General features: G+C 67.7%; 9 protein-coding genes. 8 read left to right on the top strand and 1 reads right to left on the bottom strand.

The window, feature by feature from the left end; all coding sequences use genetic code 11:
* Positions 1–44: 44 nt before the first annotated feature.
* Both ACWDV4_RS22960 and ACWDV4_RS22955 read left to right on the top strand, forming a co-directional pair.
* Positions 45–3716: a YwqJ-related putative deaminase gene (locus tag ACWDV4_RS22960; protein ID WP_449982067.1), complete on the top strand. Its 3672-nt coding sequence runs from the start codon at positions 45–47 to the stop codon at positions 3714–3716.
* Positions 3717–3749: 33 nt separating this feature from the next.
* On the top strand, positions 3750–4229 hold the full coding sequence (locus ACWDV4_RS22955) for an SUKH-3 domain-containing protein (RefSeq protein ID WP_449982065.1): 480 nt from the start codon (positions 3750–3752) through the stop codon (positions 4227–4229).
* A gap of 40 nt (positions 4230–4269) precedes the next feature.
* Here ACWDV4_RS22955 and ACWDV4_RS22950 read toward each other — a convergent pair whose 3' ends face one another.
* On the bottom strand, positions 4270–5199 hold the full coding sequence (locus ACWDV4_RS22950) for an endonuclease/exonuclease/phosphatase family protein (RefSeq protein ID WP_449982062.1): 930 nt from the start codon (positions 5197–5199) through the stop codon (positions 4270–4272).
* Positions 5200–5409: 210 nt separating this feature from the next.
* On the opposite strand from ACWDV4_RS22950, the gene ACWDV4_RS22945 reads away from it, so the two are divergent.
* From ACWDV4_RS22945 to ACWDV4_RS22920, 6 genes are read left to right on the top strand one after another with little or no spacing between them, the layout of a single operon-like run.
* Positions 5410–6618 carry a cytochrome P450 gene (locus ACWDV4_RS22945; protein ID WP_449982059.1) on the top strand — a complete coding sequence of 403 codons (1209 nt, stop codon included), beginning with the start codon at positions 5410–5412 and terminating at the stop codon, positions 6616–6618.
* A complete protein-coding gene (locus tag ACWDV4_RS22940) occupies positions 6615–6842 on the top strand; it encodes a ferredoxin (protein WP_449982056.1) in 228 nt (75 codons plus the stop codon). Before ACWDV4_RS22945 ends, ACWDV4_RS22940 begins: the two co-directional genes overlap by 4 nt.
* Positions 6843–6882: 40 nt before the next feature.
* Positions 6883–9822, top strand: coding sequence for a DUF5691 domain-containing protein (locus ACWDV4_RS22935; RefSeq protein WP_449982054.1), 2940 nt, complete (start codon positions 6883–6885; stop codon positions 9820–9822).
* A complete protein-coding gene (locus ACWDV4_RS22930; protein ID WP_449982052.1) occupies positions 9819–10880 on the top strand; it encodes an ATP-binding protein in 1062 nt (353 codons plus the stop codon). The genes ACWDV4_RS22935 and ACWDV4_RS22930 overlap by 4 nt, the downstream gene beginning before the upstream one ends.
* The gene (locus ACWDV4_RS22925; RefSeq protein ID WP_449982050.1) at positions 10873–13194 is read left to right on the top strand and encodes a DUF5682 family protein; all 2322 of its coding nucleotides are present in this window, start codon (positions 10873–10875) and stop codon (positions 13192–13194) included. Before ACWDV4_RS22930 ends, ACWDV4_RS22925 begins: the two co-directional genes overlap by 8 nt.
* A complete protein-coding gene (locus ACWDV4_RS22920) occupies positions 13191–14369 on the top strand; it encodes a VWA domain-containing protein (protein WP_449982047.1) in 1179 nt (392 codons plus the stop codon). The genes ACWDV4_RS22925 and ACWDV4_RS22920 overlap by 4 nt, the downstream gene beginning before the upstream one ends.
* Positions 14370–14393 lie beyond the last annotated feature (24 nt).

The following is a 14393-nucleotide window of genomic DNA, read 5'->3' as shown; positions in this document are numbered from 1 at the left end:
AGAACGCTGAGTTGTGGTGACGTGTCCCAATTCGGGGGTGCCGCATGAAAGCATCGGCCGACTATGGGGAGGCCGAACACCAGCCGGTACGCCGTCCCACTGCGTCGCCTGAAGGAGTGCGCGCCGACAGCGATCCTGAAGTGTCGGCCGCCGCGCCAGGACGGGCACCCGTACGGGCGCTGAATCCGGCGGTGGCGCAGCGCCTACAAGCGGCAGCCGGCAACCGTGCCGTGTCGGGTCTGATCGCCCAGCGGCGGGCGGCTTCGACGCGTTCGGCAAAACCACCTGGTACGACCCCAGCGGCTGCCGCCGCTGCTCCGCAGTCGACACCACAAGGTGTCAGCCCCTCGGATTCGGCGTCCGCAGTGGAGTCGGCGGGTGCCGAGGCGGTGTCGTTGCCGGCGGTGCAGCGGTTGGCTCCGGGCGCGGATGGCGGGCCGGTGGCCCGGCCGCCGGCCTCGGGGGATCCGAAGTTCGCCGTGTTGGCCGGAGATGTGCGCGGTAAGCAGAAGCAGATGTCGGCGCATCCGCCCGCCTCGGCGGAGGCGGCGAAGGCCCAGGGTGCGGCGAAACCTCCCTCGGACGACAAGGAAGCCCAGGGAAAGACCGCGAACGCGGAGAAGATGAACGCGGCCAAGCCTGGCGGGTTCGACAAGGCGGCGTTCGTTACGGCGGTGAACGAGGCGATCGCCGCGCAGGCGCCGAAGAATTTGGATGAGGCGGACAAGTTCGGGGAGTCGGGTAAGGCCGACCAGGTCAAGGGGCAGGTGCAGGGGCAGGTCACCGACGGGAAGAAGGCGTCGGCGGAGGCGATCGACACCGCGACGAAGGCACCCCCGGACACGTCGGCGGCGAAAGACAAACCAGTCACGCCGTTGGTGGCGGATCGGCCACCGGGTGTGCCGGGTACCCCGGATCCGGGTAAGGCGGTGCCGGACAAGGCCCCGGCTGCGGCGACTGATTTCTCTGATGGGCCGGCGCAGGTCGATCAGCAGATGGCGGATGCGCAGGTCACCGAAGAGCAGTTGGCGAAGTCGAATGAGCCGGAGTTCACCGGGGCGTTGAAGGAGAAGAAAGCCGGCGAACAGCATGCCGCGACCGCGCCCGGTCAGGTACGGGCGGCTGAGGCCCAAACTTTGGCGGGGGCGAAAGCTTCGGCGGGGGCGGCGGGTGCGGCGGCGATGACTGCCCTGGCGGCAGACCGGAAGCAGGCCGGGCAGGCGGTCGGTGAGGGTAAGGAGTCTGCGAAGGGCTCGGACGAGTCGAAGCGGGCGCAGGTCACCGCGATCCTGCAGAAGGTGTTCGACGCGACGAAGAAGGACGTTGAGGGCATCCTCACCGGTTTGGACAAGAAGGTCGACGACGCCTTCAGCAAGGGTGAGAAGGCGGCGCGGGATGCGTTCACCGCTGATCACAAGCGGCGGATGGACGACTACAAGGACAAACGGTATTCGGGGCCGTTCGGCGGCGCGAAGTGGATCAAGGACAAGTTTGTTGGTCTGCCGAAGGAAGCCGACGAGATCTTCGTGGCGGCCCGCAAGGGTTACGTCGACCGGATGCAGCAGGTCATCTCCGGGGTGGCGGACATCATCGGAGCCGAACTGGGCCGGGCGAAGCAGCGGATCGCCACCGGCCGTGACCAGCTCCAAGCCGAGGTGAAGAAACTCCCCGCCGATCTACAGGCCATCGGGAAACAGGCCGCCGGCCAGTTCGCGGGCAAGTTCGACGAACTGACCGAGTCGGTCGACGCCAAAGGCAAAGAACTCGTCAACACCCTCGCGTCGAAGTACAACGAGGCACTCAAGGCCGTTGACGCGGAGATCGCCGCCGAGAAGGAGAAAAACAAGGGCCTGGTCGCCAAGGCCATCGACGCCGTCGCCGGGGCCATCAAAACGATCATGCAACTCAAGGACATGCTCCTCGGTGTCCTCGCCAAAGCCGCCCAGGCCGTCATGGCAATCATCAAGGACCCTATCGGGTTCCTCGGCAACCTCGTCACGGCGGTCGGCGCAGGCCTGAAGGCGTTCATCGCCAACATCGGCACCCACCTGAAGAAGGGCCTGATCGGCTGGCTCCTCGGCACCATGGCCGGCGCCGGACTGGAACTACCCGCCAAGTTCGACCTACGCGGCATCATCACCATGATCGCCAGCCTGCTCGGACTCACCTGGGCCGCGTTGCGGGCCAGGATCGTGTCCCGCGGCGTCCCCGAACCAGCCATGACCGCCGTCGAACAAACCGTCCCCGTCGCCCAAAAACTCCAGTCCCAAGGCGTCGCCGGAGTCACCGACGAAATCAGTCAGCAGGTCGGCGACCTGAAAGGCAACCTCCTCGGCAAGATCGCCGAATACTTGATCCCCACCGTCCTCATGGCCGGCATCACCTGGATCATCAGCCTGCTCAACCCCGCATCCGCGTTCATCCGCGCCTGCAAAATGATCATCGACTTCGTCATGTTCATCGTCAACCAGGGCGCCCAAATCATCCAATTCGTCAACAGCGTCCTCGACGCCATCATCGCCATCGCCGGCGGCGGCGCAGGCGGCGTCCCCGCATTGATCGAAAAAGCCCTCGCCAACTCCATCCCCGTCCTCATCGGCGCACTCGCCGCCATCCTCGGCATCGGCGGCATCGCCAACAAAGTCAAATCCTTCTTCCAAACCCTCACCAAACCCATCCGCAAAGCCGTCGACTGGATCACCGACAAAATCGTCGGAATCGGGAAAAAACTCTGGGCAAAGCTAAGGGGAGGCGCAGGAAAGTCGAAGGAAGCGACCCTCGATGCCGCGATGCGGCAGGCCGACGCGAAAACCAGGACGCTGTCGGGGAAGCCCACGACGAGAGAGGCAATCCAGGAGCTCCTCGATCCAATTAGGCACAAGTATCGACTCACCCAATTGAGCGCCGAACGCCGGAACGAGAAGTGGATAGTCTTCGGCAAGGTCAACCCTTTCAAGGAGATCGACCCAAATCTGATCGTCGGCCGCTCCATAGGCAAGACCGCCATGGGGTCGGAGGAGGACCGAAAGGCCGCATTCGACACACTTCGCAACAAAGCCAGGGAGCTATACAAGAAGGAGCTGTCGAACCACAACCTAACGTCCGAGCAGCGAATCCGCATCGAGGAGCAGATCGAGAAAACCGTCGAAAGCGAGTTCAGGCAGAAGTACGGACGATATTCCATCCCACCGGAGAAGGCGAAAACACTTCGCCGACAGCCCTCTGATCGGGAATTGGAGATGACCGCGCGAAAGTTGGTGAGGATGGCCGTCAAGCTGGCCGAGGAGATGATACGCGCGCGGGAGAAGAATCTTGTCCCAGACGTCGATCTCCAGGTCGCCGCTGCCTTCTATCACGCGGGCAAGATATACACACACAGCAGCATGCGCATGAACAAGCCGTCCCTGAACCCAAATGTCCATCCAGTCCTACAGGAAATCCTGGACGATATCGCCCGACAGGGCAGTTCCGCGATGGGAGCGGGCCACGGCAACTGCGGCGAGATCGCTCTAATCTCCGATCTCCTGTGGACCAGGGGAGTCAGCAGCCTGACTGAGGCGATAGACCTGTTCACCTCGGGAAACTCCCTGATGACGGCCCAACAGGTCCTCGCGAGCAAGACGAGCAAGAATCGCTTCACGGTAAGCCATATCAAGCCGTGCAGAACCTGCCGCAAGGTGTTGCCAGCGCTTGGCATCAGAGTGGTGAAACAATAGAATCCTCGCGCAGACAGACTCAAAGGACACACCTTGGAAACCAGACTGGCGGCGACCACGCAACGCGTACTCGAAAATTCGGGCTGGCAGGTCGGGACTCACGACGAAGAACAAGCTCACAAACTGATAGAGCAGGTCCGCAAGAGACACCAACGTGGCGGGGAAGAGCCAGCTCCGTCTTTCCCGGCCCTGGTCAAGGTGCTCGCCACCTACGGTGGTCTACGCGTGGCAAACTCGGGCACCGGCCGGACCGCGTACCGCGAGGACTTCAACCTCATCCCCATCAAGGGATTCGTCTGGCGCGACGGACTAGACGAGATCGCAGAAGTGGCCGAGGAAAAGGTCTTCCCGTTAGGTGACGTTCCAGATGTGCCCGGAAAGCTCTTGATCACCGAGCGAGGCAGGGTTGTTCTGTTCGGTCCCAACGGATACTTCCTGGTCGGCAACGACATCAACGAAGCCCTGAACAACATGGTCGAAGGCGTCGACCTGCCTTACTTCGACAGTGACTGACCGGCTTGGCATCCAAGGCAGCGGCTGCGCCGTCCACGCCTCAGGTGGTGATCGAGACGGTGACGGTGCCGGTCAGGATGCGGTGGTCCGAGCAGGCACCGCCGCAACTGGTCGAGATGGCGAGCGAGTCACCGTCGTACGTTCCGACGATCTTGTTCTCCCGTACGAAGATCATGTCGATCTTCTTGCCCAGGCCGCACGGCCCTTCGGTGTTGCCGTCGTACACCGTGGTTTCGCCATAGCCGAGGCAACGGGAGTCGGTGTCGTCGAGTTCGCGGTACGCGCCGGTGTTGCCGGAGTTGTTGGGGACGTCCAGGCTCGACGAATACCACGAGTTCATCCGCACGAAGTTCGGCTGCGCGTTGAAGTCGCCGCCGATGATGACGGTGTCCCCGGCGGCGTGGAACGCCTCGATCCGAGTCAGCACCTGCTTCAGCTGGGTCACGTTGATGTTCTCGCCGTTGATCACCGCGTTGGACGGGGTGACGTGGGTGGTGCAGAAGCGCAGATGCGGCCGGGCCGACAGCGGCGCGCAGAGCAGCTTGCGCGTCTCGTTGGTGCCGTCGGCGGCTAGGGCGTATCGGTTGGCGGTGCCGAGGGGCGCCTTGCTGAAGATGGCCACCCCGAACGGCTCGCCCCCGCAGGCGGTGTCGCTGTGCGGCTCGAAGCGGGTGAAGTTCTCCACGTCCTGCGGCCAGCCGGAGTCACGCAGGTTGACCAGCACCGCCCGGTACTGACTCAGGCACAGCTCGTTGAGGGCGGCGAAGTGCGCCGAGCGGTTGCGGATCGCGTTGCTCAGCGCTGGGATCAGACCGTCGGTGGTGGAGCCCCGATGCATCGTCCAGCCGGCAGCGTTCCAGGCCCAGACGTTGTAGGTGGCGTTCACCGTTGCCGCCTGCGCCGGCACCGGGCCGGCCAGTACGCCCAGCATCGCGGCCACCAGCACGGCCAGCGTCCGGCCAAGTCGCATCGCGTCCCCTATGGATTGTTGATCGCCCCAGGCGCAGCCCCGGGTCAGCTGATCTTCACACAGATAGCACTGAAGATCCACGGAACTCCAGCGGTGGATTTATCCAAAAAGCTTGGCTACTATCCGCAGTTGGTGCATCACTCAAAGTCAATGTCGCCGGGTTGACGTGCGCAAACCCGTTCGGCCCGTGGCGACGAGGGGAGTCAGAAAATGACCGACCACCAACAGATCACCGATGCTTGCAGCTACCCGTTCACCGCCCCCGACCGGCTCCACCTGGACCCGACCTACGCCGAGCTACGCGAAAAGCAACCGCTGCTCCGGGTACGACTGCCGTACGGCGAGGAAGCCTGGCTCGCCACCCGACACGAGGACGTGAAGACCGTCCTCGGCGACCTGCGGTTCAGCCGGGCCGCCGCACTCGGCCGGGACGAGCCACGCAGCATGCCTCGGTCCATCCAGGAGGGCATCCTCACGATGGACCCACCCGACCACACCCGACTCCGCAAACTCGTGGCGAAGGCGTTCACCGCCCGTCGGGTGGAGCAACTTCGGCCGCGTACCCAGCAGATCGCCAACGAGCTACTCGACGCCATGGTTGCCGCTGGTCCCCCCGCCGACCTGGTCGAACACTTCTCCACCCCACTGCCGATCCGGGTCATCTGCGAACTACTCGGCGTCCCCTTCGCTGACCAGGACCGCTTCCACACCTGGTCGGAGGCGATCGTCTCGACCACCTCGCTGACCCCCGAACAGGTCGAGAACTACCTCGGCAACCTCTTCGCCTACATAGCGGACTTGGTCGCACAGCGCCGTGAGGAGCCGACCGACGACCTGATCAGCGCGCTGGTCCGGGCCCGCGCCGAGGACGAGGACCGACTCACCGAGGACGAGCTGGTACGACTCGCCGCCGGGCTGCTGGCCGCCGGCCACGAAACCACGGTCACCCAGATCTCCAACTTCGTCTACGTCCTGCTCACCCACCCGACCGAACTGGACCGGCTGCGGGCCGACCCGAAGCTGATCCCGACCGCGGTGGAGGAACTGCTGCGCTACGTACCGCTCGGCGCGGCCTCGGCATTCGCCCGATACGCCAAGGAGGACGTGGAACTCGGCGGCAGCACCGTCCGGGCCGGCGAGCCGGTGCTGGGTGCACTGTCGTCGGCCAACCGTGACGAGCGGGTCTTCGCCGACCCGGACCGGCTCGACCTGACCCGGCCGATCAACCCGCACGTCGGCTTCGGGCACGGCGTACACCACTGCGTCGGAGCACAACTGGCCCGAATGGAACTACAGGTGGCACTCGGCTCACTGATCAGCCGCTTCCCCAAGCTGCGGCTCGCCGTACCGGAACCGGAGCTGGGCTGGAAGAGCGGCATGCTGGTGCGCGGCCTGACGGCACTGCCGGTGGCCTGGTGAGCGGGGCCTGGCAGGTCACCGTCGACCGGGACCGCTGCATCGGATCGGGCATCTGCGCCGGGATGGCACCGGGGCACTTCACCCTCGCCGACGGAAAGTCCCGCCCCAACATGGAGATGACCCCACCGGCGGAGGTGGTGACCGACGCGGCCGAGTCCTGCCCGGCCGAGGCGATCGCCGTACGGGACGGCACCGATGGTCGGATAATCGCACCGGAACCGTAGTGAGTGCGGTGTTGTCGCACCGACTCCCTATCGTGACGCCGTGCCAATCGAACGGTGGACCACCGAACAGATTCGTGCCCTGGCTCCCGACGCCAGCTCCATGACGACTGCCCATCGACTCAGCGGTGCGGCCAAGTGGACGGCGACTGGCCTCAGCGACGGTGTGCTGTGGGGACTTTGCCAGGGCAGCGGAAAGAATCCGTACCAGGCATGCGTCGACCTGAGCGAGCCGGCGTACCGCTGCTCCTGCCCGAGCCGCAAGTTCCCCTGCAAGCATGCGCTGGGCCTGTTGCTGCTCTGGTCCGGCAGTGATGTCGCGGAGCAGATTGCCCCGGACTGGGTCGACGAATGGCGTGAGTCGCGGGCCGCCCGAGCGGCCAAGGTAAGCGCCCGACGGGCGGCGGCGGCAGACGGCCCGGTGGACGAGGCCGCCGCCCGCAAACGGGCCGAACAGCGCACCGGCCGGATCACCGCCGGCCTGGCCGAACTTGACCAGTGGCTGCTGGACCAGGTTGGCCAGGGCCTGGCCGACGCGGCGCAGGTCGACAGCAAGGCCTACCAGAAGATGGCCGCCCGACTGGTCGACGCGCAGGCCCCGACAGTCGCCGGTGTCGTACGACGTCTCGGCGACATTCCGGGCGTCGGCACGTACTGGACGGACCGGCTGCTCGGCGAGTTGGCCATGCTGCGCCTGCTGGTGACCAGTCATGACCGAATCGGCGAGCTGCCCGACGATCTGGCCGCCACGGTCCGCGCCCGGATCGGCGTCCCGGTCTCCACCGACGAGGTGCTGGCCGGCACACCGCTGCGTGACCACTGGCAGGTGCTCGGGCAGATCGACGAGGACGAGGAGCGGCTGACGGTTCGCCGTACCTGGCTGCGCGGGGTGAACTCGGGACGGTTTGCGCTGGTGCTGGCCTTCTCCGCGCCCGGTCAGGCACTTCCGGCCGACCTGGTGCCGGGAACCATGCTCGACGCCGAGCTGTGCTGGTACCCGGGCGGGCTGCCGCTACGGGCACTCGTCGCCCGCCGGCACGGCCAGGTCGAGCCGATGGGGTCCCCGGCCGGGGCGTCACCGGTACGGGAGGCGTTGGCCGGCTGGTCCGCTGCGCTCGCCGCAGACCCATGGTGTGAACGAGTTCCGATGTTGCTGGCCGACGTGGTGCCCAGTTCGGACGGGCATCTGGTCGACTGCGTCGGCGATGCCCTGCCGCTGCACCCTGGCGACGAGGATCCGTGGTGGCTGCTGGCCGCTACCGGTGGCCAGCCGGTCACCGTAATCGGCGAATACAACCCGACCGGTTTCCGCCCGCTCGCCGCCTGGCCACAGGACCGTTACCTGGCTGCCGTACCCGGAGCCGGGCCGAGCCGCCCGACGCCGCAGCTGCCGCCGGAGCTGGTCGCCACCGCGCTGGTCGGCACCAAGCGTCGGCCCGATCTTCCGGCAAGCGTGGCAGTGGACGGTCACCGGCTGAATTCCAGTGGCACCAGCGCACACGCCAGCGGCCCTGGTACGCAGTCCAGCGGTCCCGCCGAACCGGCGGCAGCGCTGCTGGAAACCGCTGCGGTCGCGTTGACCTACCGCAGGGCGGGAGTCACTGTGGTAGGTGGGCGGGTGCCGGTGGTCACCGCCCTTGAGGAGACCCGACCGGTGGTGCCGGAGGCAGCAGCCCGCCGCCTGAACGGACTGATGACGGGCATCCACCGGGACGACGACGGCAACGAACTGCCCGATGATCCCATCGCGGACTGGCTGCGTTATGCGGCCGATCGCGGCTACCGGGTGCCGGCGGAGTTGGTGCCCAAGGTGCTGGAATTCGGCCGGCCGAGGGGCGAACTTCATTCCGTAATCTCCGCTGTCACCGGTCAGCGGGGCAACTGGCTGGCGGCGCAATCCGCCCGCTGGCAGTACCTGCCGGCCGAAGCGGAGGCCGTCCCGGCCGCCGCCGACCCGGGTCTCTGGGGCACCGGTAGCCGGGAGGAACGGCTGGACCACCTCTGCGCCGTACGCCGCGTCGACCCGGCCGCCGGCCTTGACCTGCTGGCCTCGACCTTCGACACCGAGCCGCCCAAGGACCGGGCGGAATTCGTCGAGGCGCTGGCCGACGGCCTGTCCCTGGCCGACGAGGAGCTGCTGGAACGGGCGCTTCGCGACCGACACAAGAAGGTACGCATCACCGCCGCCAACCTGTTGGCCACACTCCCCGAGTCGGCCTGGTGTGGGCGGATGGTGCAACGCGCACTGCCCTGTGTACGGCTGGAACCGGACGAGACGGGCCAGGACCAGTTGGTCGTCACCCCGCCGACCGAGGCCGACGCCGGCCTGCGTCGCGACACCACCCAGACGGTGCCGACCGACAAGGCCGGGCTCCGGTCATGGTTGTTCGAGGAGGTCGTCGCCGGGACCCCACTCGACGCCTGGACCTCCGCCTTCGGACGCCCCGCTGAGGCGATCCTGCAACTGCCGGTGGCTGACGACTGGGGTTCGACGCTCTACAAGGGCATGGCCCGGGCCGTGTTGGCGCAGCGGAATCCGGCATGGGCGGTCGCCCTCGTCGAGCGCCTGGCCGGGTCGGAGGATCGGCAACTCCGCTTCCACCTCCACCATTACACCATCGAAAAACTGTACGAGGTGCTGCCACCGGCCGAACTGGCGAAACGGATCGCACATGGTCTGCGCTCCGAGCCTGAGCGTGCGCAGGACCTGGTCTCCATGTTGCCGACCCCGTGGCCCGACGAGGTGGCCGACGCCATGCTGGTCGCCCTCGAAACCCTGGCCCACAGCGACCGACACAGCTGGTACATCAGGAATCTATGCCGGCAAGCGGGCGCGGCTATGCCCGTCACGTACGACGAGCCGGTCACTGCCCTCGCCAAGACCCTGGCTGCCGACCATCCCGACCGTGGTGGGGCCAGCAACCTCACCCAACTCGCCGCCAACCTCACCTACCGCCGCAAGATGTACGAGGAGCTTCCATGACAGTGATCCGTCAGCACGCCGAACAGCAGTTCGCCGAGGAGTTGGCGTTGCTGGCCGCCGACGACGACCGGGCCCGCCCGCCCGGCTGGAAACTGTCGCCGCAGGCCGTGGTCACCTACCTGCTGGGTGACGGTGGCAAGGTCTCGCCGAAGTACGTCGGACCGCGCCGACTGATGGAGGTCGCGGTGGCGACCCTGGCCACCGACCGGGCGCTGCTGCTGCTCGGCGTGCCGGGTACCGCCAAGACCTGGGTCTCCGAGCATCTCGCGGCGGCGATCTCCGGTGACTCGACGCTGCTGGTGCAGGGCACAGCCGGCACCGCCGAGGAGGCGATCCGGTACGGCTGGAACTACGCCCGGCTGCTGGCCGAGGGACCGTCGGAGGCGGCGCTGGTGCCCAGCCCGGTGATGCGGGCGATGCAGACCGGTGCGATCGCCCGGTTCGAGGAGCTGACCCGGGTGCCCTCCGACGTGCAGGACACCCTGATCACGATCCTGTCGGAGAAGACCCTTCCCGTACCGGAACTGGGTAGCGAGGTGCAGGCCGCCAAGGGCTTCAACATCATCGCCACCGCCAACGACCGGGACCGAGGGGTCAACGAGCTCTCCAGCGCGTTGCGCCGCCGGTTCAACACGGTCGTGCTGCCGGTACCCGGCTCCGCCGACGAGGAGGTCGACATCGTCGCCCGCCGGGTGGCGCAACTCGGCCGGTCCCTGGAACTGCCCGAGGTGCCACCGGCCATGGAGGAGATCCGTCGGGTGGTGACGGTCTTCCGGGAGCTGCGCACCGGGTTGACCGAGGATGGTCGTACCAAGCTGAAGTCGCCGACCGGAACCCTCTCGACCGCCGAGGCGATCTCCGTGGTCACCAACGGCTGGGCGCTGGCCGCCCACTTCGGCGACGGGGTGCTGCGGCCCTCCGATGTGGCCGCCGGCATCGTCGGCGCGGTCATCAAGGACCCCGGCTCCGACCCGGTCGTCTGGCGGGAATACCTGGAGACCGTGGTCCGCGAACGGGACGGTTGGCTGCCCTTCTACCGCGCCGCCCGCGATGTCTGAACGCTTCTACGGGGTACGCCATCACGGCCCGGGTTCGGCGCGGGCCGTGATGCGGGCGCTGACCGAACAGCAACCCGACCTGCTGCTGATCGAGGGCCCGCCCGAAGCGGACGATCTGGTCCACTGGGTCGCCGACGAGGGGCTGGAACCACCGGTGGCCCTGCTCGGCTACGCCACCGACGATCCCCGGAAGGCCGCATACTGGCCGTTCGCGGTCTTCTCCCCGGAGTGGCAGGCGATCCGCTGGGCGGTGGCGCACGACGTACCGGTGCGGTTCTTCGACCTGCCGTACGCGTACCGCGTCGGCCTGAAGCCAGCCGACGCGACCGGGGACAAGACCGAGGAGCCATCGGCGGAGGCCACGTTGGCCGGGGAAACGCCGGCCGAGGACGCGACCGGGGACGCGGCACCCGACGGGGCCACGCCCTACCGGCCGACCGACCCGATCGGAGAACTCGCCGCCGCTGCCGGCTACGACGATCCCGAGCGCTGGTGGGAGGACGTCGTCGAACACCGGGGCATGCCGGTCTTCGAGGCGATCGAAGAGGCGATGACCGCGATCCGCGCCGAAGCGCCGGAGGATCCGCAGGACCTGCTCCGCGAGGCGTACATGCGTGGGGTGCTGCGGGAGGTGCGCAAGACGCACGACAACATCGCCGTGGTGTGCGGCGCGTGGCACGTGCCCGCGCTGACCACCAACGTGCCGGCGGCCCGGGACAACGCCCTACTCAAGGGGCTCAAGAAGAGCAAGGTCACCTTCACCTGGGCACCCTGGACGTACGGCCGACTCACCTCCTGGCAGGGGTACGGGGCCGGCGTCCGCTCCCCCGGCTGGTACCACCACCTGTTCACCGCACCGGACGAGGTGCTCACCCGCTGGCTGGTCTCCGCCGCCGGGGTGCTGCGGGACGAGGGGATACCGACCTCGTCTGCGCACGTCATCGAAGCGGTACGGCTCGCCGAGTCACTGGCTGCCCTGCGTGGTCGGCCACTCGCCGGTCTCGCCGAGCTGACCGAGGCCACCCGGGCGGTCCTCTGCGACGGGGAGGACCTGCGCCTCGATCTGATCGACCAGCGGCTGGTGGTCGGGGAACGCCTCGGTGCCGTGCCCGACGGTGTGCCGATGGTGCCGCTGGCCCAGGACCTGGCCGCCCTGCAGCGCAGCCTGCGGCTCAAGCCGGAGGCCCTGGACCGGCAGCTCGACCTGGACCTGCGCAAGGACACCGACCTGGGTCGCAGCCGACTGCTGCACCGGCTGCGACTGCTCGGCGTCGGCTGGGGCGAGCCGGACGCCTCCCGACGGGGTAAGGGCACCTTCCGCGAAGGGTGGCGGCTGCGCTGGCAGCCGGAATTCGCGGTATCCCTGGTCGAGGCCGGCCGGTACGGCACCACCGTCGATTCCGCCGCGACGGCGAAGATCGCCGAGGCGGCCCGGGAGGCGGATTCCCTGGCCGAGCTCACCCCGCTGGTCGAGCTGTGCCTGCTGGGCGACCTGACCAACGCCTATCCGGCCGTACTACAGGCGGTCCAGACCCGGGCGGCGCTCGACGCCGATGTGGCGCATCTGATGGCGGCGCTGCCGGCGCTGGCCCGTACCCTGCGTTACGGCGACGTACGTGGCTCCGACCTCGGGGCACTGCGGCACGTGGCGGAGAGTCTGCTGGTCCGCATCTGTGTGGGCCTGCCCGCTGCGGTCGTGTCGCTCTCCGACGACGCCGCTCGGGCGCTACGCGACCACATCGACGCCGTCCACTCCGCGCTCGGGCTGCTGGACGATCCGGAACTACGTAACCGCTGGCTGGACACCCTGGCCGCGCTGGCCAGGCGGGGCACCGAGGCCGACACCACCCCGCAGCATCCCATCCACGGTCTGCTGGCCGGCCGGTTGACCAGATTGCTGCACGACGCCGACCGGCTCGACCCGACCGAGACCCGACGCCGGATGGGCCTGGTACTCACCATCGGAACACCCGCCCCACAGGCGGCCAACTGGATCGAGGGCTTCCTCGCCGGTGGTGGCCTGCTACTCGTCCACGACGCGTCCCTGCTGTCCGTACTGGACGAATGGTTGACCAGCGTCGACCCGGACTCGTTCATCGACGTGTTGCCGTTGTTGCGTCGTACGTTCGGCACGTTCGCCGCGCCGGAACGCCGCTCGATCGGCGAGCGGATCGCGGGCGGTGTCGCGCTCGACGACGACGCGGGCAAACTGCCCCCGATCGACCACGACCGGGCAGCTCTGGTCCTGCCTGTCCTGACCACCCTGCTCGGACGGGAGATTCAAATGATCGAGCGAAGCGAGGTGACCGCATGAGCGCGCACGTCGCCGATGCCGACGTCGACCAGGAACGGCTACGGCGCTGGCGGTTGGTGCTCGGCGACGCCGCCGACTCCCCCTGCGGAAAGGTGACCGGCGCGGACGCCACCATGGACGCCGCGCTCGCCGCCCTCTACGACAGCACCGAAGCCAGCGACGGTGGCCGGAAGCGCACGGGCGGGTTGGGTGGCTCCGCGCCCCGGGTGGCCCGCTGGCTCGGCGACATCCGGGAATACTTCCCCAGTACGGTCGTGCAGGTCATGCAGGCCGACGCGATCGAACGGCTCAACCTGAGCCGGCTGCTGTTGGAGCCGGAGATGCTCGGCGCGGTCGAGCCGGATGTGCACCTCGTCGGCACCCTGATCTCCCTCAACCGGGTCATGCCGGCCAAGAGCAAGGATGCGGCCCGGCAGGTCGTCCGGCGTGTGGTGGAGGAGTTGGAGCGTCGAATCGCCCAGAAGACCCGGGCCGCGGTGACCGGCGCTCTCAACCGGGCCACCCGAATCAACCGCCCCCGGCACAGTGACATCGACTGGGATCGCACCATTCGGGCCAACCTCCAGCACTATCAACCCGAATACCGCACGATCGTGCCGGAACGCCTGATCGGCTATGGCCGGCGTACCAGTGCGGTGCAGCGGGACGTGGTGCTCTGCGTCGACCAGTCCGGCTCGATGGCGGCGTCCGTCGTCTACTCGGGCATCTTCTCCGCGGTGCTGGCCTCGATGCGGTCGCTGCGTACGTCGCTGGTCGTCTTCGACACCGCCGTCGTGGACCTGACCCCGGAACTCCACGATCCGGTGGAGGTGCTGTTCGGCACCCAGTTGGGTGGCGGCACCGACATCAACCGGGCGATCGGCTACTGCCAGGGCCTGATCACCCGGCCCCGGGACAGCATCTTCGTGCTGATCAGCGACCTCTACGAGGGCGGGGTACGGGCGGAGATGCTGCGCCGGGTCAGTGCGCTCGTCGGGGCCGGGGTGCAGGTGGTGGTGCTGCTGGCCCTGTCCGACGAGGGGGCACCGGCGTACGACCGACAGAACGCGGCGGCGCTGGCCGCGCTCGGCGTGCCCGCGTTCGCCTGCACACCGGACGCCTTCCCGGATCTGATGGCCGCCGCCATCGAACGCCGCGACCTGCAAGCCTTCGCCGAGCAGTTCGCCGACCGGTAGCCCCTTCCGTTGCCTGTCTGCCCG

The sequence above is a fragment of the Micromonospora sp. NPDC003197 genome (genome assembly GCF_053590565.1).
This window is presented reverse-complemented; position numbering and strand designations above follow the sequence as displayed.

Bases quoted from the DNA above. Each gene is read 5' to 3' on its own strand.
- ACWDV4_RS22960 (WP_449982067.1), top strand. From the start codon at position 45: ATGAAAGCATCGGCCGACTATGGGGAGGCCGAACACCAGCCGGTACGC.
- ACWDV4_RS22950 (WP_449982062.1), bottom strand. From the start codon at position 5,199: ATGCGACTTGGCCGGACGCTGGCCGTGCTGGTGGCCGCGATGCTGGGC.
- ACWDV4_RS22945 (WP_449982059.1), top strand. From the start codon at position 5,410: ATGACCGACCACCAACAGATCACCGATGCTTGCAGCTACCCGTTCACC.
- ACWDV4_RS22930 (WP_449982052.1), top strand. From the start codon at position 9,819: ATGACAGTGATCCGTCAGCACGCCGAACAGCAGTTCGCCGAGGAGTTG.
- ACWDV4_RS22925 (WP_449982050.1), top strand. From the start codon at position 10,873: ATGTCTGAACGCTTCTACGGGGTACGCCATCACGGCCCGGGTTCGGCG.
- ACWDV4_RS22920 (WP_449982047.1), top strand. From the start codon at position 13,191: ATGAGCGCGCACGTCGCCGATGCCGACGTCGACCAGGAACGGCTACGG.